11 protein-coding genes and 1 tRNA gene are annotated in these 19,708 nt (G+C 59.2%); 2 read left to right on the top strand and 10 right to left on the bottom strand.

Going from position 1 to position 19,708, the window contains the following annotated elements; genetic code table 11:
* Positions 1–19: 19 nt before the first annotated feature.
* On the bottom strand, positions 20–1,765 hold the full coding sequence (locus tag OHL14_RS10495) for a DUF885 domain-containing protein (RefSeq protein WP_263379294.1): 1,746 nt from the start codon (positions 1,763–1,765) through the stop codon (positions 20–22).
* 40 nt (positions 1,766–1,805) lie between these two features.
* Entirely contained in the window at positions 1,806–4,193 is a 2,388-nt protein-coding gene (locus OHL14_RS10490) for a glycoside hydrolase family 127 protein (RefSeq protein WP_263379293.1), read from the bottom strand.
* Between the two features lie 443 nt (positions 4,194–4,636).
* On the opposite strand from OHL14_RS10490, the gene OHL14_RS10485 reads away from it, so the two are divergent.
* Positions 4,637–7,450, top strand: coding sequence for a glycoside hydrolase family 127 protein (locus tag OHL14_RS10485; RefSeq protein WP_263379292.1), 2,814 nt, complete (start codon positions 4,637–4,639; stop codon positions 7,448–7,450).
* A gap of 67 nt (positions 7,451–7,517) precedes the next feature.
* Here OHL14_RS10485 and OHL14_RS10480 read toward each other — a convergent pair whose 3' ends face one another.
* From OHL14_RS10480 to OHL14_RS10445, 8 genes are all read right to left on the bottom strand, one after another.
* Positions 7,518–9,086, bottom strand: coding sequence for an aldehyde dehydrogenase (NADP(+)) (locus OHL14_RS10480; protein ID WP_263379291.1), 1,569 nt, complete (start codon positions 9,084–9,086; stop codon positions 7,518–7,520).
* The gene (locus tag OHL14_RS10475) at positions 9,086–10,015 is read right to left on the bottom strand and encodes a dihydrodipicolinate synthase family protein (protein ID WP_263379290.1); all 930 of its coding nucleotides are present in this window, start codon (positions 10,013–10,015) and stop codon (positions 9,086–9,088) included. Before OHL14_RS10475 ends, OHL14_RS10480 begins: the two co-directional genes overlap by 1 nt.
* Before the next feature lie 2 nt (positions 10,016–10,017).
* Positions 10,018–11,331: an FAD/NAD(P)-dependent oxidoreductase gene (locus tag OHL14_RS10470; protein WP_263379289.1), complete on the bottom strand. Its 1,314-nt coding sequence runs from the start codon at positions 11,329–11,331 to the stop codon at positions 10,018–10,020.
* Positions 11,328–11,594, bottom strand: coding sequence for a (2Fe-2S)-binding protein (locus OHL14_RS10465; RefSeq protein ID WP_263379288.1), 267 nt, complete (start codon positions 11,592–11,594; stop codon positions 11,328–11,330). The genes OHL14_RS10470 and OHL14_RS10465 overlap by 4 nt, the downstream gene beginning before the upstream one ends.
* Positions 11,587–12,708, bottom strand: a complete 1,122-nt coding sequence (locus tag OHL14_RS10460) for an NAD(P)/FAD-dependent oxidoreductase (protein ID WP_263379287.1) — start codon at positions 12,706–12,708, stop codon at positions 11,587–11,589. The genes OHL14_RS10465 and OHL14_RS10460 overlap by 8 nt, the downstream gene beginning before the upstream one ends.
* Positions 12,708–13,664 carry a proline racemase family protein gene (locus tag OHL14_RS10455; RefSeq protein ID WP_263379286.1) on the bottom strand — a complete coding sequence of 319 codons (957 nt, stop codon included), beginning with the start codon at positions 13,662–13,664 and terminating at the stop codon, positions 12,708–12,710. Before OHL14_RS10455 ends, OHL14_RS10460 begins: the two co-directional genes overlap by 1 nt.
* 159 nt (positions 13,665–13,823) lie before the next feature.
* Positions 13,824–17,654 (bottom strand): TonB-dependent receptor, encoded by a 3,831-nt coding sequence (locus OHL14_RS10450; RefSeq protein ID WP_263379285.1) that lies wholly within the window; start codon positions 17,652–17,654, stop codon positions 13,824–13,826.
* Between the two features lie 425 nt (positions 17,655–18,079).
* A tRNA-Leu gene (locus OHL14_RS10445) sits at positions 18,080–18,168 on the bottom strand.
* Positions 18,169–18,320: 152 nt separating this feature from the next.
* On the opposite strand from OHL14_RS10445, the gene OHL14_RS10440 reads away from it, so the two are divergent.
* On the top strand, positions 18,321–19,601 hold the full coding sequence (locus OHL14_RS10440) for an ABC transporter permease (RefSeq protein ID WP_263379284.1): 1,281 nt from the start codon (positions 18,321–18,323) through the stop codon (positions 19,599–19,601).
* Positions 19,602–19,708: the final 107 nt, after the last annotated feature.

Here is a 19,708-nt window from a genome sequence, read left to right as displayed (position 1 = left end):
TTGTTCCTCCGTCGTTCACTTACGGGTGCGTAGGGTGTGGTCCGTAGTACGCCCAATTCGTCTTGTAGTCGCGCGTCAGCTTCAGGCCTTCCATGTCTGCCCGCAGCAATTCAATCGGCATCGCGTTCTCGTGCAGGATCGTGTCATGGAACTGGCGCTCGCTCATCTTCTTTGAGTCGACCAGTTCATGCCGCAGCGCGCGCAGTTGCAGAGCACCCATCAGATACGCACTCTGATAAAGAGGACCAACGGAGCCATCGAACGAACGGCGAACCTCGGCTGTCGCATTGTCCGGCTCGAAGCCCACGGCATCAATGAGGAACTGTACACACTGCTGCGGAGTCCACTTGCCAAGATGGAAATTCATGGTGAAGATCACGCGTGCAGACCGATGCATTCGCCACACCAGCGCGCCGACGCGCTCCTCCGGCGTATGCTCGAAGCCCTTGTCCCAGAACAGCATCTCCCAATAAAGCGAGTTACCTTCCACCCAGAAGGGTGTCTCGAACGGCTGGCGATACACGTTGTAACGCTCTGACATGTAGAACTGCAGAAAGTGGCCGGGAATCATCTCATGGAACGCCGTCGCTCGCGCGAAAGGAATGTTGTTACCGCGCATGCTCATCTCGCGCTGATCGAAGGTCATCGTGTCCGTCGGATACGACACGCTGATCTCATCGCCCCCGGTAAAGAACGGATTCACCAGCTGACGCTCAGGAGTCATCATGATCATGCGCCAGGTCTCGTCAGCCAATGGCGGAACGGTGACGAGATCGTTCTTCTTCACAAAGTCGCTGCCCTCCACCACGAGTTTGCGAATCAGTTCAGGCTGCTCCCCGGGGGCGACATGCATCGTCTTCACCTTCTCCACAGCGGCGTGCCAGTTATCGCCATAGCCCATCTCGTGCGACGCCTTCAGCATCTCCTTCATGCACCAGTCATATTCGGTCTGGGCGATAGCTGTTAATTCTTCTGGCGTGTAAGGGATCAGGTTATCTTGCAGGTCCGCAAGCAACGCATCGCGGCCCACAGGATCGCCAATGATAGTCGTCTTGTCGTCCGGAGCAATCCCGATCAGCTTCTCTTTCAGGAACGCCGAGTAGTCTTTCAGCGACTTGTCTAGATCCTTATACGGCTGCTCCACCCACCAGGTGAACGTGGGGTCATAGCCGTCGTACTGGCCGAACCAATCATGCAGCGCCTCGCTGATCTCTCGCGTGGCATGGACGGCACGGTTGGCAACGACAGGATCAATTTTCCTTGCTCCCTGCGTTCCAGGGTCAAGCTGCTTGCGAGCAGCCGCAATCTGCTTCGTCATCTCCACCAGCAAAGCCGCGGACTTTTCACCCTCCGGCCTCTGCATCAGCCGCTTTGCATCGAGCAAAGTCTCGACGTTCTTTTCGAAGGGCAGCAGCGGTTGCATCTCATCAATCTGTCTCTGCCGAATGGTCCACTGATGCTGCTTTGACATCAGCAGATTACGCAACAGCAAATAGTCGACCTGATCTTCATGGTTCAGACGATCGAAGTCGATCTTTGACAGCGACTCCAGTTCACTCGCATAGAAGACCTTGAAGCGCTGCATGTGCGATCGCGATAAGTCGAAGGAATACGTCTGCTCCAAAGCAGCATTGTCAGCACTGTATTGCTCGATCACAGGACGCATCGTGGAAGCACGAGACCCGTCAGACTCACCCATCGCAGGCGACGCCACCATCAGCGCTACAGCAGCAACACCAAGCCCAATCACCCAAGGAAACCGCATGTATCGCTCCTGAAATTCGATCTTCGAATATGTAGCCTGGCTAGCTTATGGACGCCGCCGCATCGGCCTTCTGCGTGAACAGCTGTACTCCAAAGACCGGCCCGGCCGTGGAGTGATTATGCGGCACAAACCGCACGCGAATACTGGACTTCCCTCTTGTTAGCGCCTCTGGCACAGGGTACTCCACATCGAAAAACTTGCCCGGCTTGTTGTCCTTCAACTGCTGAGTCGCCACCAGCACGTTGTCTACAAGAATGTCGAAATTCTGTCCGCGCTCGCCGCCCCAGTACGTAGCCATCAACACAAGTGGACCGGGCTTCGTATGCATCTTGAACTCGAAGTAACCGCCCGAGCGAGCGTCACGTCCCTGCTTGCCTCGATACTCAACCGGGTACGAAGTCTCAGACACAAGATTGTGATCTCGCTCCGGCTGCATCTCGCCGAGATGCATCACATCGACCGAGCGCGCGGCGATGTCACGGAGACGTGCCTGCTCTGTCAGGAACGCCGCCTCTTCCACCTTCCATTGTTCATTGCTGAAGCGTTTGAAGTACACCGCACTGCGACGCTGATACTGGCTATAGAACGGCACAAACGTAAGGTCCGCAGGACGTATCACGCCATGCGTCTCATAGCTGACTCGCTCCAGTCCAGTCCCCTGTTTGAATCCGCCAAGCAAATCTGCACCGACCATCGCGGGATCCGGACTGTCCCACTTCGTTGCAACATCGCCAAGGTCAGCAGCCATCACCATGGGTCCACGCAACACGGCAATTGTGTTTGCATCGCCCGGAGTGGCCTCAAGGCGAAGCTCCAGCGGCAACTCAATCGAAACCACATCGCTCTGCTTCCAACGACGTGACACCATCGCATAGCCCCTGCAGATCGCCGGCGTGAACGGCTTGTCGTTCACCATGATCCTGGCGCGGCCCTCAGCCCACGCAGGCACACGCAGCGCAATGCTGAAAGTCGTGGGCTTGCGCAGACTGGTAAACGTCAGTCGCGACTCCGGTTGCATCGGATACTTTGTCTCAAGCGCCACCTTCGCACCACGTGCCGCCCATGTCGCTTCCGCAGGGATGTAGAGATTGACCAGCAACATACCATCTCCTTCCCAGAAGATGCATTCGCCATGCTTGGAGTGACTTTCCATCCCGCTGCCTACGCAGCACCAGAACGCATCTTCGTTCGGCTCGGAGTAGCCACGCGGCGCCCCGGTCATCAGCGGAGTCATGTAGGTAAAGCCACCGGTCTTCGGATTCTGCGCAGCCATCACATGGTTTAGGTGTGCCCGCTCGTAGTAGTCGAAGTACGCTGCATCCGGCTTCCAGCTGTAAAGATGACGCGTCAGCTTCAGCATGTTGTACGTGTTGCAGTGCTCACAGGTCTGCTCGGTGATGTGGTCCGCAATTGTGTCCGGCTCAGAGAAGTATTCCCGATCGGCGTTGCCGCCAATCACATAGCTGTGATGCTTCGTCACCGCAGTCCAGAAGAAGCTTGCTGCGTTCGCAGGTTCAAGCTTCCCGTTGAGCTCATGGATGCGCGCTAGCCCGATCAGTTTCGGCACCTGCGTGTTGGCGTGGAAGTTCGCAAGCTTATCCTGCCCCGCCGCCAGCGGATCAAGCACCTTGCGATCGTAGATGCGCTGCGCTACCTCGAGCCATCGCTTATCACCAGTCTGCGCATATAGCTCCGCAAAACTCTCGTTCAATCCGCCGTACTCGGTGTTCAACATCTGCTGCATCTGCGCGTCATCCAGTGCCGCAAAGACACGCGCGAAGTAGTCCGCCAATCCAAGCTCCACCTTCAGAGCAGTCGGATTGCCCCACGCGGCATGCACATCCAGCAGACCCGCCATCAACTTGTGTACGGTGTACAGCGGTGACCACGAACCGTTGAGATCGAAGCCGCCGGAGTGGATGTCCCCCCGCATCACCTCTGGAAAAATCGCCTCGCCATCGACGATGGCGCCATCCTTCTGCTTCCTCCCCAGGGCTCCCACATAGCCACTGCCGCGCGCCGCCTGCGCTCTGGCAAGCTCAGCGACAATGTAATCTGCGCGCTCGCGGCAAGCCACATCGCCCGTCTGCTCGTAGGTATTCACCAGAGCCGTAAGGTAGTGGCCTACGGTATGACCGGCGATCGTGTCGCTCTCCCAGCCGCCGTAGATCGCTCCCTTCGGCGGCAGCCCTGCGTACAGCATGAAGTTATGCAGCAGTCGATCGGCGCTCAAATTGAGAAGGAAGGTCTTGTTCACCTCAACCGCAGTCGCGTAGTCGGAAGGTTTCAGTCGCACGGCCGACAACGGCAACGACTTCACCGAAGCAGGCAACGCCGCAGTCGTCGCGGCGCCTAACGGCGACGGAGTTGCACTCACTGCAGCGACTGCAGCCGCTCCAAAGACAAACTCCCGCCGATTCGGCTTCATGTCTAGATTCCTTTTTCGTTGACCCAGTCCATTGCAGGATTTCCCGGCATCCGACAGCAACAGCCCTGTTTAAACGTGCGATTGTTAGCTTTGTATCCAATTGCGTATGCAATGTCAATGGAACTCAGCCTCAGACCAGCACTCGCCATCGCATGCCAGCGTACCCTTCAAGCTACGATCAAATTCCCCCCATCGCAGATCGCGCCTGTGCCAGAACGCCATTTCATGAACAAATAGCCGATTCCGCCCCACACCAGTCCAAGTGCACATCACTGGACAATCTCAAAAATAATTGAGTACATTAACGTATACAAATAGCGGTTTAGATCCTTGCATGCCGCGACCAATGCATGACCTGATACGTCCTACCAATGACCCCTCTGCGGGCAATGCATCACTCGACCGCAGGGCCCAGCGCATCGTCGCGCTGAAAGGAAACGAAGATGAAGAACGCTAACGCAGCGATCAACCGCAGACACTTTCTCGCCGCAGCCGCCGGCACCGCCCTGCTCTCTGCCGTGGATCGTTCCCGAGCTCTCGCGTCCGTAGTTCAGAGCGTCACGGTCAATCTTGCGAAGGTCGCCACGCCCTCTGCGTCCTACATCTCGGGAGACACACGACTCACCGCACTCAACGACGGCTTCGACCCCACCGGCTCCGACGACGACAGCCGCGGCAGCTACGGCAACTGGCCGCACACCGACGCCCAGTGGGTGCAATACGACTGGGCGCGTCCCGTCACCACCAACCGCGTGGACATTTACTGGTGGGCCGATGGCCAGGGCGTTGGCCTGCCCGCCTCCTACACCATCACCTACTGGAACGGCTCAGCGTTCATACCCGTGTCGAATCCGAAGGGACTCAGCGTCTCATCCAATGGCTTCAACAGCACCACCTTCGATGAAGTCAAGACGGACAAACTGCGTGTCGAGATGGCCTCAGACGGCAAGCACTCTACCGGCATCCTTGAGTGGAAGGTCTACAGCAGCGGTGCTGTTCCGCTCTTCCCGCCGACCGTCGAAGCCGGTGTCGATCGCGCTGTTGTGCTCGGAGGCAAGACGTATCTCTCCGGTTCGGCAACTTGGCTGAACCCGGCCTCGACACAACGCGCTCGCTGGGCTAAGACATCAGGCCCCGGCCAGGTAGTCTTCGCCGACGCGACTGCACAAAACACCACCGCCACGTTCTCTGAGCCCGGCGAATATGTGCTGCAGTTGACCGCCTTCGGCGAGAAGGAGAACACGCACTCCACGCTGATCGTTCATGCAGAACACGCTCCTCCGAAGCAGCGGCTGGATGTCGTCTACACAACGCGCTATGCCATCGATAACCCCATGTGGAACGAGCGCGCAAAGACGCTGATCGTCGACTGGATTCCTCACTGCGTTGCGCAGTGCGAGCGCACCGACCTGACAGAGGGCCAGGGCGGCCTCGACAACTTTATCGAAGCCGGAAAGGCTCTGCGCGGCGAACCGCACGGTCGCCACAAGGGATACGTCTTCGCCAACGCCTGGGTCCATCAGACCGTGGAATCCATGTGCATCGCGCTCATGGTCGATCCGCAAGGAGATGCGGATATCGCTGCCGCACAGAAGCAGATGAAGGTCACACTCGAGCGCTGGATACCGATCATCCTCGCCGCGCAAGAGCACGACGGCTACCTGCAAACCGCCTACACGCTCGCCGACCGCAAGGTCTGGCCCGCGCGGTGGTCGCCAGAGCAGCGTGGCAACCACGAAGGTTATGTCGCGGGCTACTTCATCGAATCCGCCATCAATCATTACACCCTTACCGACGGCCAGGACTTGCGACTCTATAACGCCGCAAAAAAGCTCGCCGACTGCTGGGTCGCCAACATCGGGCCCAGCAAAAAAGCCTGGTTCGATGGCCACCAGGAGATGGAACAGGCGCTCGTGCGCTTCGGTCGTTTCGTCAATGACACCGAAGGCAATCATCGCGGCGATGCCTACATCGTGCTCGCCAAATTTCTGCTCGACTCCCGTCGCGGAGGCCAGGAGTACGACCAGAGCCACCTGCCTCCCATCCGCCAGTACGAGGCCGTCGGCCACGCCGTGCGCGCCACCTACTTCTACTCCGGCATGGCCGACATCGCCGCTGAAACAGGCGATCAGGATTACCAGAGCGCGGTGCTTTCGCTCTGGGACAACATGGTCAACAAGAAGTACTACGTAACCGGCGGCATCGGCAGCGGCGATACCTCGGAAGGCTTTGGCCCCAACTACTCGCTGCACAACGACGCCTACTGCGAGTCGTGCTCAAGCTGCGGCCTCATCTTCTTTCAATACAAGATGAACCTCGCCTACCACGACGCGAAGTACGCCGACCTCTACGAACAGACGATGTACAACGCTCTGTTCGGTGCGGTTGATATGGCCGGCAAGAACTTCTGCTACACCAATCCGCTGGTAAACACGCAGCGCAACCCGTGGCATGTCTGCCCCTGTTGCGTCGGCAACATTCCGCGCACGCTGTTGATGGTACCCACGTGGAGCTACACCAAGAGCGCTGATGCTCTTCACGTAAACCTCTTCATCGGTGGCCGCGTCCACGTCGGCAAGATCGCCGGCAAAAAGCTTGAAGTCGTGCAGAAAACCGAGTACCCCTGGAAGGGGGCCGTCGCCATCACGCTGCACCCCGAAGAGGCTGCAACCTTCAGCCTGCATATCCGCGTGCCGGATCGTACCACCTCAAAGCTCTACACCACCACGCCAGAGGTCAGCGGCCTCAAGCGGCTCGCAGTCAACGGCACGCCGGTAACGCCCCGCGTCGTCAAAGGCTACGCGGTCATCACACGTCGCTGGGAGCCGGGCGACACCGTCGAACTCGAGCTGCCGATGGAAGTCCAGCGCATCAAGGCAGACCCGCGCATCAGGGCGGACGTCAATCAGCTGGCTCTGCAATATGGCCCGTTGATCTACAACGTAGAAACCGCCGACCAGCATGACCTCGATCTCGCTTTGAGCAACGAGACGCTACAGGCCGAGTGGCGACCGGACCTGCTCGGTGGCGTCATGGTCATCACGGGCAAGTGGCAGGATGGTTCGCCAATGCTCGCGATACCAAACTACGCTCGCATGAACCGCGTGCCGCAGGAACATCACGAGATCGGCGGCGACAGCTCAGTGAACTACGCGCCTGGCGCGACTAATAGTGTGAGCACAGCGGCTGCCGAAGCACCCAAGCCTCGCCGCCGTCGCACGGTCGAATCCAAGGTCTGGATGCAATCGGCTACGTGATCGAATCTGAAAAGAAAAGGCCACGCTAGCAATAGCGCGGCCCTTTTCATGCTCCATCGAAGGACACTTATATCGCGAGCACCCCATCGCGCAGCTGCGGCACCTTCCGTGGATTCGCATCCTGCAACTCTGGCGGCAGAGCGAACTGCGGCATGCCCTGGAATGCAACGGGGCGAGCAAAGCGCAGAATCGCAAGACTCCCTACCGAGGTCGATCGCCCATCAGAAGTCGCAGGATACGGCCCACCATGCACCATCGCGTGGTTCACCTCAACACCTGTAGGAAAGGCATTGAAGATCACCCGCCCGGCCTTCTGCTCCAGAATGCGAATCAACTCCGCGTGCTCTGCCAGGTCCTCCGGCGTACCCAGGATCGTAGCCGTAAGATGCCCTTCCAGTCCACGCGCCGCCGCCATCATCTGTTCCTTCGAATCGCACTGGACCAGCAAAGTCGTCGGTCCGAAGACCTCTTCCGAGAGACGCTTATCCTCAAAGAACTTCTCAGCCGAGACCTCAAACAGCACACTCTGCGCCGCATGGCCCTCGCCCCGCTCTGCACCCAGCGTCTTTGCCAACGACCTGCGCTCTGCGAGCTCATGCTCAAACTGCTTCGCAATACCTGCGGTCAATAGAGAGAAGGCTCCGCCCGCCGCAACCTTACTGCGCAACGTCTCTACGAACGCTCTGCCATGCTGCTCTTCGACAAACACCATGCCCGGCTTCGTGCAGAACTGACCACCACCCAGCGTGAACGAAGCCTGTAGATCGGCAGCGAGTGCAGCAGATCGCTCCGCCAAGGCCTTCGGCAACACAAACACCGGATTCGTGCTGCCCATCTCGGCATACACCGGGATCGGCACCTCACGCTTCGCAGCCAGGTCCATCAGCGCGCGTCCCCCGCGAAACGAACCAGTGAAGCCGACAGCTTTTATCTCGGGGTGTTGCACCAGCGCCGCTCCAACCTCATAACCGGCATCGAACAGCAACGCAAACGTTCCAGCTGGAAAACCCTCGCGCGCTACAGCAGCGTTCACGATATGCCCCACCAGCTCGCCCGTTCCAGGATGAGCAGGATGCGCCTTCACGATCACAGGATTCCCCGCCGCAAGTGCCGAAGCAGTATCGCCACCAGCTACTGAAAACGCCAATGGAAAGTTACTCGCACCAAACACCACAACCGGCCCTAGCGGACGCAGTACCGAGCGAACATCGGGCTTCGGCGGCGTGCGGCTCGGGTCCGCCATGTCGATGCGCGCGTTCAGCCACGCGCCCTCTTCAGCAACCCTGGCGAACAACCGCAGTTGCCCGCTTGTGCGTGCGACCTCGCCTGTCAATCGTGGGCGCGTCAAAGCTGTCTCCAGCATCGCGCGCTCAATCAAGCTTTCTGCTGCCGCATCGAGACCGTCGGCAAATGCACGCAGCAACCTGGCACGATCCGCACCAGAACTAGCCGCAAGAAACTCCGCAGCCTTCACCGCAGCAGCCACAGCATGTTCAACGTCGGTCACACTTGCCGAAGTGTAGAAAGGCTCCAACGCGTTACCATCCGTTGGGTTGTAGCCAGAAAAGGTCGCGCCACCACCCTTCGTGGCGACGCCCTCAATCAATGAAAGTCCTGCAAGCTGCTCGACTGCCATTACGCCTCCTGCAATGCCTTGAACACCGTGGAGGTGACCGTGGGACGCGCCGCAAGAGCCTTGCTCAGCACAGCCTTCGCCTCTGCCAACTCAGCACCCACAAGTTCCAGACGCGGAGCGCGAACACGTGCGATGCCAGTGTTCGTCTCTTCCTGCACCCACTTGATCAGCTGTACAAACTTCGGCACGGTGTCCATACGCAGCAGCGGCAGAAACCACTCGTACAACGCATAAGCCTCTTTGCGCTTGCCCGCAAGAGCCAGTTCGAACAGCTCCACCGACTCACGCGGAAACGCATTGACCAGTCCAGCAACCCAGCCTGTCGCACCCGCGTCGACTGCTTCTACCAGCACATCATCGACGCCGACGAAGATCTTCAGACGATCACCAGCCACCTCGCGAATCGCCATCACGCGCCGGACATCCGCACTCGACTCCTTCACAGCCTGCAGGTTAGGGCACTCCGCAGCAAGCTCCGCGATCTGGACAGCAAGGAAGTCCGTCTTATACGCAACAGGGTTGTTGTAAAGCATGCAGGGCAGCTTTGTTGCGTTGATCACCGCAGCCACGTGCTCCTTCATCTCGCGCCAGTCCGACGTGTACACATACGGCGGCAGCACCATGAGCCCGCTGCAGCCAGCCTGCTCTGCCTCTTTCGCGAGCGCCACCGCGCTCTTGGTCGAAAGCGCAGAGATCGCCGCCACGACAGGCGTCCCCTTCGCAGTCGAAGCCTTCACTGCAGTCTTCAAAATCGCGATCTTTTCGTCGTGCTCCAACGTCGCGCCTTCGCCAAGCGAACCAAGCATCACCAGGCCGTGGCAACCATTCTCAAGCAGCCACTCTGCATGGTGAGCCAGCATCTCATGATCGACCGAAAGATCAGGGTGGAAGGGTGTTGTCATCGCGGGCATTACGCCAAACCAGTTCATTATCAGTTCTCCTGTGTAACTAAAGTCGTTGCGTCATCTGTTGCAAGCGGCGAAGAGCATAACGCCGCTATCGGTAGAGGAAAGAGAGGCGCGCGCACCGAGGTATTCTTCCATCCAAACAGCGCGTTCAACGCAGGCCCGCATATGCGTCCCTGACACGGCCCCATGCCGCAACGCGTCTGCAACTTCGCGTTAGTCCATCCATTGCCCGGCGCAGCGGCCTGTGAAATCTGGCTGAAGCGTACATCCTCACAACGGCACACGATCGTATCGGGCATAGCCAGTGTGAGCATTTCCTTCCGCAAAGCGAAGGCGCGATCCATGCGTCTCCCAAACGAACGTTCCGCATCCCGCTGCATATGCAGTGTCCTTGCTTCAGAAGCTCTACCCGCGGCGGCCAATCCTGCAATGCGCCCCTGCAAGAGCGCAGCATCGACACCCGCGATCGCAGTCGTCTCCCCCACGCAGTAAACACTCGCTACCGACGTCTGCTGGTCTGCATCGACTACCACACCGTGGTCGCCGACCTCACAGCCAAGCAACGTCGCTAACTCTGTGTTCGGAACAAGATGAAAGCCGCATGCCAGCAGATCGCAAGCCTCGGTCCATGTGCGCGAACCATCACTCAAGCGCACACCGGTCACCGTGCCATCGCCCAGCGCCGCAACAGGCCAGCATCCAGTGCGATACTGCGCATTCGCCAACTGCGCTCGCAGACTCAAGCCCTGCACGATCTTGCCGGGCCGCGTTATCAGGCTCAAGCCAAACTGCATCAGCTGCGAAAGGGGCGCCTGCTCCGCGACCAGAACAACCCTAGCTCCATCCTGCTTCAGGTGCGCCGCCACAGCCAGCAGCAGCGGTCCCGTGCCTACAACCACCACGCGCTTTCCGCGAATGTCATAGCCGCTTCGCACCAAGGCCTGCAGGCCGCCTGCACCGAACACACCCGGTAACGTCCACCCGGGGAACGGCAGAAAGCGTTCGCGAGCGCCCGTCGCCAGAATGAGCCGTTCAAAGCTGAAAGTCTCAAGGCTCTGCGTCGCAGCAACCCACGACTCCAAAGCGCCGGCCGCATCGCCATCGACAATCTGGTGGCCGCTAAACAACTTCGCACCAGAAGCCTCGAAACGTGCAACAGCTCTTTCTTTACTACGATCGCGAGCCACTTTACTCAAGCTCGCTCGCCATATCTGTCCGCCCACGCGTGGATTTTCGTCCAGCACAGCGACACGACGCCCCGCCTCTGCCACAGCCGTAGCCGCCGCCAACCCTGCCGGGCCTGCTCCCACCACAACGATGTCAAAGGAGTGTTTCATCGCTGCGTCTCCACCACCATGCCGTCGCGGCATTCCATCTGGCACGTCCGCTGTTGGGCGATCCCATCCACCGTGGCGCGACACTCAAAGCACACGCCCATACCGCACACAGCCGTGCGCGGCTCTCCACTCTCCGAAATCCTGCAAGCCGTCGCAGCGTTTAGCAGTGCAGCCGCCACCGTGCTTCCACGCCGCACCTGCAAAGCCTCTCCATTCACGATCAACCCGATCATCGCCGCGTTCACAGCCGTCCCGTCACGCATGGACCGCCTCCGCTCTCGCCACACGGCTCGGCAGGAACGCCATAGGGTCCATCGGCACCGCGGCACCGGTCAGATGATGCAGCACCAGCTTCGCTGCTCCCGGCGCGTTCGTAATGCCAAGCCCTTCAAAGCCCATCGCCACCAACACCGTCGAATCCGGCGTAGGTCCAATCAGCGGTAGCTTATCCGGAGTCGCCGCTCGGAACCCGGTCCACACCCGCACCACGGAGAGCTGCTTCAACGAAGGCATATATTCCACCGCGCGATCGAGCATCCTCCGCAACATCTCTGGATCGGCCTTACGCTTCAACTCGCCATACTGCCGCGACGAGCCAATCAGCAACTGGCCCGTCTTGCGTGGCTGCACATTGAATGCGACAGAGTCCGTAGAGACACTGTGCGCGCTCTTCAAATATCCCAGCTCCACCAGTTGATGCCGCACAACCCCCGGATAGCGGTCGGTAATCACCAGATGCCCCTTGCGCGGCTGTATCTTCAACCACGGACACAAGCTCGTATCGGTGCCGGTCGCGATCACAATCCATCCAGCGCTCAAACGCGAGCCATCTTCAAAAACGACCTCGCCCTCAGCCGCACGCACCGGACGCTTCCCCTGTATCAACTGCGCGCCCCGTTGCTGTGCGACGGAAAGAAAGTAACCAGCGGCGGTCGGTGGATAGATCACTCCATCCTGCGGCACCCTCAATCCTCCGGCAAGCCCATGCCTCAGCCCCGGCTCGGCCTCGAGCAGGGCCCTCTCATCCAGCATCTCGGAGGCGATGCCGCTGTTCGCATATCGTTGCTGCTTAGCTAGTACCTCTTCCATCTCCTCAGCATCCGCTGCAACCCATAGCGTGCCGCACTCCTCGTACTCAACCGTCTGCGGCAGCGCTTCGCGAAGCTCGCGCCATAGCTCACGCGAGAAGTGCGAGAGAGCCAGTTGCGCCTCCGAGTCATCCATCACTACCAGGTGCCCCATCCCCGCCGCACTCGCAGCTCCTGCGGGAACAGCCGGCTCCACCACCGCGACACGCATCCCCGCCAGCGCGCACTCATAGGCACACGCCGATCCCACAATCCCGGCCCCGAGAATGACCACATCGAACGGTTTCATCAGAACTCGATACCACCAACGAACGGATCGTCATCTTCAAACACCAGCACGGACTTCCCGGTGATCCAGGCACGACCTTCGATGGTCGGAAGTATAGCCTCCCCGCGTGCCTCGATTGAGCCCGAAAAGTGGGTCCCGAGAAATCCTTCCTGACGCCACACCTCGCCCTCCGCAAGCTTGCCATCCGCATACAGGCACGCCATCTTGGCGCTGGTGCCTGTGCCGCAGGGCGAGCGGTCGAACGAAGCTCCAGGACACAACACAAAGTTCCGGCTTGAATTCTCCGCATGCTCCGGCTTACCGAACAACTCGATGTGATCGATCAACGCTCCATCAGCGCCGGTGATGCCACTGGCCGACAACGCAGCACGAATCGCATGCGTCGCAGCAATCAACTCTGCGCGACGCTCCATCGTCAACTCAAAAGGATGCTCGCCAATCAGGAAGAACCAGTTCCCTGCCCACGCAATGTCGCCCGTAAGCGTCCCCAACCCCGGCACCTCTACCGGCACAGCAGTACGATAGCGGTAGCTCAAAACATTGCTCACCGACACACGCCCACCCGCCTTCAGCTCGACCCCAACCTCACCCACAGGCGTCTCGATGCGGTGCTTGCCAGGCTTGATCCGCCCGAGATACTCCAGCGACCGCACAAGCCCAATCGTGCCGTGACCGCACATCCCCAGATAGCCCACATCGTTGAAGAAGATGACACCCGCAGCGCATTCAGGATTGCTCGGTTCGCAAAGCAGAGCTCCGACCACAACCTCCGACCCACGAGGTTCGCAGGTCACCCCGGAACGAAAGCCGTCATAGCGATCACGAAACACCTGCAACCGCTCCGCCAACGTGCCTTGGCCAAGGTCAGGCCCACCCTCGACAACAACGCGCGTAGGCTCGCCCTCGGTGTGTGAGTCCAGCACCTGAACTTGTTTGCTTCTCTCAGCCGAAACCATATCGATAATTGTAGACCATTTTGGATACAAAAGAGTTTATGTTCGTCGAATTACGTTGCCAAAATAACACCTGCGCTTGCCAGCATATGCCATTGACTCTCAAACTGCCCGGGCCGCCTGCATTTGCAAGCGACCCGGCAATTCCAACCCATTGCGACATCAGAACTGCAGGTTCGCGCGAAGCTCGATCTGACGAGCTCCTCCGTTCACTCCATTGGAAGGGTTATAGGTGGAGGACGTCGAACCAAACGTCGAATCCTGTACGCCCGTATCCATACCCGTCCACTGCGTATGGTTGAAAGCATTCAGAAAGACTCCCTGCACCTTCAAGTTGATGGATCCGCGAATCGGCACCAGCTTCGTCAGCGACAAGTCCGTGTTGAAGAACTTCGGATCATGCAGCCACAACAGCTGGCCGAACTGGCCCGGCGTCGATGCAGGCTGAATATACGCCGAGTTTGCCTGGCCGTTCGCCTGGTTGATGTACTTCGGATCGAACAGGCTCACATACGGCTTGCCGGGCAGGAACCGCGGATGAATCTGCTTCTGCAGCTGCGCCGCCGTTACGCCGACAAGCGTAATGCCCGAGTCATTTCCATTGAAAGTCTGCGTGCCGCCCGAGAAGAGGTGCGGCTCGCCGCTCTGCCAAAGCACAATCGCTCCGATCGTCCATCCGCCAACGATGGCGTTCTCGATATAGTTCTTGTTCAGGAACGCCTTGTTCTTCCCAAACGGAAAGTCATACGTTCCGCTGGCATGGAAGACGTTCCGCACATCGAACGCACTTGGGAAGTAGTTCAATCCCTGATTGCGCAGCGTATAGAACCCCGGCGCGCTGTTCGACCGGCCACCGTAATAGCCCGGAGCCGTGCTTCCCTGCACGCTCGTGCCTAGCGACTTCGAGAGCGTGTAGTTCGCGTCAAACTGCATCCCGTGGACGTTGTTCTGCCGGAACTCCACTTGCAGCGCGTTGTAGTTCGAGAACCCTGCGTTGGTTAGCTCGGAGTTCCCGGCACCGGCAGCATACGGATTCTCCTGGAAGAAGTTGATCGGGTACGTACCATTGCCCGCATACCCGCCCGCCGCACAGGGGCTGAACGTCTGCCCTACCAGCGAGCAGAGATACGTTGGATTGCCCGCCAGCTGCGTCGCCAGTGCTCCCGCCTGCCCCGTCTTCACCATGTTCAGGAAGCTGCCGTTCGTGAAGTTTGCCGCCAGCCCGGAAGAGGCAAACGCGGTATTCAAAATCGGTGTCGGTGCCGCGCCCTGGAAGGTCGTTCCACCCGAAGCCGCATAGTTCAGCTGCGCATTCTTGAACTCCGCGAGGAAACCATTCTCGAAGATGTTCACCTCGTTATAGTTCTTCAGCAGCCACTGGTCCTTCGCTACATTGCCCACATACCGCAGCTCGAGCACACTGCTCTGCGTCAACTGACGCTGTATACCCAGCGTCCACGACTCCACATAGGGCTGCTTGATGTGCGGATTGAACGTCGCATACGATGTGCCGCTGAACGTCGCAAACGAGTACGGAATCACCGACTGGAACGGCGATGGCGAGGTCGACGTCAGCGCCGGTAGAGGTCCACCCAGCACGACCGAACCTGCGTTATAGAACCCGGCCGGCGGCGTCACATTCGGTGTCGGCGTCACCGGATCGGCATAGTAATAGGTGTTGAAGTTTGCTCCGCTGTTCGACCCGATGCTCCAGAAGTTCTGTGCCCCTTCGGTGTAGTTCTTGAGGGTGAAGCTGCCCCGGACGACCGTCTTGCGGTCTCCCATCAAACGGCCCAGCACAGAGTCTTTCGCTTCCACAGGATTCCACGCAAAACCAACCGTCGGCTCCGGATGAACATACGTCGGCGCATAGCTCTCCGAACGCGGTCCCTCCACCGGATTCTGAATCCCTGTCAGTGTGCCCGGCTTGAAGATGTTGCCCACTCCAGAAGGCCCCCAGAGATTCGCGATGTCCGGGTTCGTATAGAAGCCCGTCTCATCCTTTGACGCCCCCGTAAAGTCCCAGCGCAGACCATAGTTCAGCGTGAACGTCGGCGTCGCGCGCCACGAATCCTGGAAGAACGCCGCCGCCTGCGTCAGCTTCTCATGCAGGTTGAACGAGATGTTCTGCTGATACTGCTTCGTGTGGATGTTCACAAACTCGCCCAGGCTGTAGTAGTTCAAATGGCCTGCAAGCGTCGAATATAGCCCCTCCGCGTCGCTGGTAGCGTTCGTCGGACCATCGGCCACCGCCGCGTCGATCGGAGCCTGCGCCGGATCGCCCTCCTGCAGAGCGCTCACGCCCACATACGGCACGAACTCGCCGTTATAGTAGTGATCGATCTCCGTAGCCGCCGAACCGCCGAACGTGATGTTATGCCGACCGTGCGTCCAGGTCATATCGTCCTTGATGCTCGTCACCGGATACAGGAATCCACCCTTGAGCGATGTGAAGTAATTGATGCCGCTGTTCAGGCCAAACCCGAACGCGAGATCTCCCTGCTCCAGCATGTTCGCATCCGGCGATTGCTGCCCCTGCGAATCGAACACCGCTCCCGAATACAGATACCCCACGCGAAACGCATTCACGAGGTTCGACTTCACCGTCCAGTCGAAGCCCGCCACCACCTGGTAGTTGCGATACTTCGTGCTCGTCGCCTGGTTCGCAAACAGCGGCCCCGGATACGGCGCGGCACCCGTGTGATTGTAGTAATAGTTCGACTCATTCACCGATCCCGTCAGGCGAAACCGCTGCGTCAGGTTGTAGTCCATGCGCAGCGTCGGAAAGCGTTCGATCGTCGAAGCCTTGTTCGTAAAGTTCAGCAGGTTGTGGTTCAAATCCAGAGAGCTGATCGTCGCTCCCCCCTGCGACTCCGCCGAAACGATATTCGCCAGGTCCTTCGCAATCACCGCATTCACCGTGCTCTGGCACGCCGAGCACCCCGCCGCTCCCGCTGCCTGCAACAGGTTTTTCGTCTCTACCAGATTCGTCGTCGCGTTGATGTACGTGTAGTTTCCCGCAAGCACCGATGCCGTCGGTATCTCCGTCTGCACCAGGTTCTGCGACGGCTGCCGATAATTGCCCAGGCTCACAAAGAAAAACAGCTTGTCCTTGATGATCGGCCCACCAACGTTGCCTCCGAAATCATTGATGATCAGCAGCTGCCGAGGCAACAAAGAGTTATTCGAAAGCCAGCCATTCGCGTTCATCGACTCGCTGCGATAGTCCTCGAACAGCTGCCCATGAAACTGGTTCGTTCCACGCTTTGTCAGGAACCCAATGTCCATCGTCGCAGTACCGCCCTTGGAGGCATCGAGCTGATCGGTCTCCACCGTCATCTCCTGCGTCGTCTCCAGCCGCTGCGTCGTCGCCGGTCCATTCGTATCGAAGCCGCCGCTCTTGTTGCGGTTCGTAATCGTCGAGAACCCGTTCGTACTCGTATTCACGGCGCCGCCCGGCAGGTTGTTGAAGTTATCGTCCACCGCACCCGGCACCAGAAACGCCAACGAAAACACATCGCGGGCCGCGGTCGGCAGGTCTTCCACCTGCTTCAGGTCAATCGAGGTCGAGAGCGTATTCTGCGTCGTATTCAGCAGAGCGTTTGTATCGCTGCTCACCGTCACCGTCTCGTTCGATCCACCCACCTTCAGCTTCGCCGTGATGTTCGTCACCTGATTCGTCGTGATCGTGACCTTCTCATACTCACTCGAGCTGAAGCCAGCCTTCGTCACGCTCAGGCTGTAGACCGCCGGATTCAGAAATGGAATCACCGAAACCCCGGTCGACCGCGTCGTCGCCTTATGAATGTCGTTCGTTCCCAGATCCTTCAGCACCAGGCTCGCTCCCGGAACCAGCGCGCCCTGCTCATCTACGACCGTGACATTCAGCGAGCCCGTGGAGAGGTCCTGCGCCCGGCCGACCGTAGTCAGCGCAACGAGCGCACAACAAAGCAGAAACAGAGTGCCCGCGCTACGAAAGCGCCGAGAGACCATCGATCTCAAGTCATAACCCAAGTGCCGCATAAACCTACCCTCCAGGCGTCGAATGAATCATCGAGGTCAAAAATGGAGCTTTCACCCCAGTTTTTCGATGAGTTTCTGTATTTAAGAATGCATGTGAAGTTGTATTTCTTATTGTCGCCAAAGTCAATTGATATTTACGCGACATTCATTGCCCTATGACGTATACGCAGACAGAACTCCAAGGCGCGCCACTCCGTTTTCTATCGAGCGACACGACGCAGAAAGTCCTTCAAACCCCAATTCAGGCCTTTGGAGTCTTCGCTTTACATAAAATTGTTTTCCAAGGGTTCGACGGCTTCAGAAGCGGCACAGCAGCGCCTGCTTCGTATGACTCCAATCGGGCGATCGGGCAAAGGAACAGGCACTTCCACCCAATCAGCTACTCAGTCTAAGCATGGTGCCCGGAGGGGGACTTGAACCCCCACGACCGTTTCCGGTCTGCGGATTTTAAGTCCGCTGTGTCTGCCGATTTCACCATCCGGGCGCGATTGCAGGACAACCGCACCCTCATCCTATCGCGCCAGCCTCTTGAAAGTCCTCTCCCCCGGGAACCGCGGACCGCCTCCGCGCGTATCGATTGCTGTAACCAGATCTCGCCACCTTTCGCCACTTCACAAAAGCCAGCCGGAATCCACAATGCCCCTTCTCGAGATCTTTCGCCAAACCCTCGCTGCCCTCTGGGACTCAAAACTCCGCAGCTTCCTCACTATGTTCGGCATTCTCTGGGGCATCACCTCCGTCATCCTCCTCGTCGGCCTCGGCATTGGCTTCGGCATCGACCAGCACCAGCGCCTCAAGTCCATCGGCACAGACATCGCCATCTGCTTTGGCGGCAAATCCGCCATGCCCTCCGGCGGGTACGCCTCCGGTCGCGACATACACCTTACTCTCGGCGACGCCATCGCCATCCAGCAACTCGCCCCGCTCGTCAAAACCGTCTCACCCGAACTGCGCCGCACCGTCTCCGAGGTCAGCCCCTTCAACGCCGCCAGCCGCGCCGTCCGCGGCGTCTGGCCGCAGTATCAAAATTTCCGTTCCCTCAAGGTCGAGCAGGGCCGCCTCATGACCGACGAAGACGAAGCCACCGCCGCCCGCGTCGTCCTCCTCGGTTACGACTCCAACCGACAGCTCTTCCCCGGCAAAACCGCCATCGGCCAGCCCCTCATGATCGAAGGCTACCCCTACACCGTCATCGGCGTCATGGGCAAAAAGCAGCAGAATGGCAGCTACGGCTCCGGCCCCGACAACTCCCAGCTCTTCGTCCCCTTCTCCTCCATGGAACGCGACTTCCCTCCCAGCTTCGGCACCGCCGACAAACTCCTTGGCACCGTCTCCGACACCCGCGGCACCGTCAACAATATCGTCGTCATGCCCGTCAGCCCCGAAAAGCACGTCGCCGCCCTTCGTCAGGTCCGCCAGGTCCTCGCCGACCGCCATCACTTCGACCCGCAGGACCTCGACGCCCTCTGGGTCTGGGACACCCTTGAAGGCGCGCAGTTCACCGACAACATCTTCCGCGCGATGACCATCTTCTTCGCCGCCGTCGCTCTTCTTACCTTGCTCCTCGGCGGCATCGGCGTCATGAACATCATGCTCGTCGCCGTCACCGAACGCACCCGCGAGATCGGCGTCCGCAAAGCCCTCGGCGCTACCGCCCGCGACATCCGCCGCCAGTTTCTCGCCGAGTCTGCCATCATCACCCTCGTCAGCGGAGCCTCCGGCCTCGTCTGCGGCGTCGGCATCTGCCTTCTCCTCAAACTCATTCCTCTCCCCGACGTGATGCCCCACCCCGTCATCTCACCGATCGCCATCATCGCCTCCCTTATCACCCTCGGCCTCATCACCGTCTCAGCCGGAACCTACCCAGCCCTAAGAGCCGCCAACATGACCCCCATCGAGTGCCTCCGAACCGACTAATGAACCTACCCCAGACATGGTCATCCTGAGCGAAGCGCAGCGAAGTCGAAGGACCCCGAAGAAGTTTTTACAGCCACAAGAGCCGGAACCTTTTCAACCACCACCCA

It is taken from the genome of Granulicella paludicola, assembly GCF_025685545.1.
In the GTDB taxonomy this organism is placed as follows: domain Bacteria; phylum Acidobacteriota; class Terriglobia; order Terriglobales; family Acidobacteriaceae; genus Granulicella; species Granulicella paludicola.
This window is presented reverse-complemented; position numbering and strand designations above follow the sequence as displayed.

Coding starts and splice junctions, on each gene's coding strand:
- OHL14_RS10495 (WP_263379294.1), bottom strand. CDS start 1,765: ATGCGGTTTCCTTGGGTGATTGGGCTTGGTGTTGCTGCTGTAGCGCTG.
- OHL14_RS10490 (WP_263379293.1), bottom strand. CDS start 4,193: ATGAAGCCGAATCGGCGGGAGTTTGTCTTTGGAGCGGCTGCAGTCGCT.
- OHL14_RS10485 (WP_263379292.1), top strand. CDS start 4,637: ATGAAGAACGCTAACGCAGCGATCAACCGCAGACACTTTCTCGCCGCA.
- OHL14_RS10480 (WP_263379291.1), bottom strand. CDS start 9,086: ATGGCAGTCGAGCAGCTTGCAGGACTTTCATTGATTGAGGGCGTCGCC.
- OHL14_RS10475 (WP_263379290.1), bottom strand. CDS start 10,015: ATGAACTGGTTTGGCGTAATGCCCGCGATGACAACACCCTTCCACCCT.
- OHL14_RS10470 (WP_263379289.1), bottom strand. CDS start 11,331: ATGAAACACTCCTTTGACATCGTTGTGGTGGGAGCAGGCCCGGCAGGG.
- OHL14_RS10465 (WP_263379288.1), bottom strand. CDS start 11,594: ATGCGTGACGGGACGGCTGTGAACGCGGCGATGATCGGGTTGATCGTG.
- OHL14_RS10460 (WP_263379287.1), bottom strand. CDS start 12,708: ATGAAACCGTTCGATGTGGTCATTCTCGGGGCCGGGATTGTGGGATCG.
- OHL14_RS10455 (WP_263379286.1), bottom strand. CDS start 13,664: ATGGTTTCGGCTGAGAGAAGCAAACAAGTTCAGGTGCTGGACTCACAC.
- OHL14_RS10450 (WP_263379285.1), bottom strand. CDS start 17,654: ATGGTCTCTCGGCGCTTTCGTAGCGCGGGCACTCTGTTTCTGCTTTGT.
- OHL14_RS10440 (WP_263379284.1), top strand. CDS start 18,321: ATGCCCCTTCTCGAGATCTTTCGCCAAACCCTCGCTGCCCTCTGGGAC.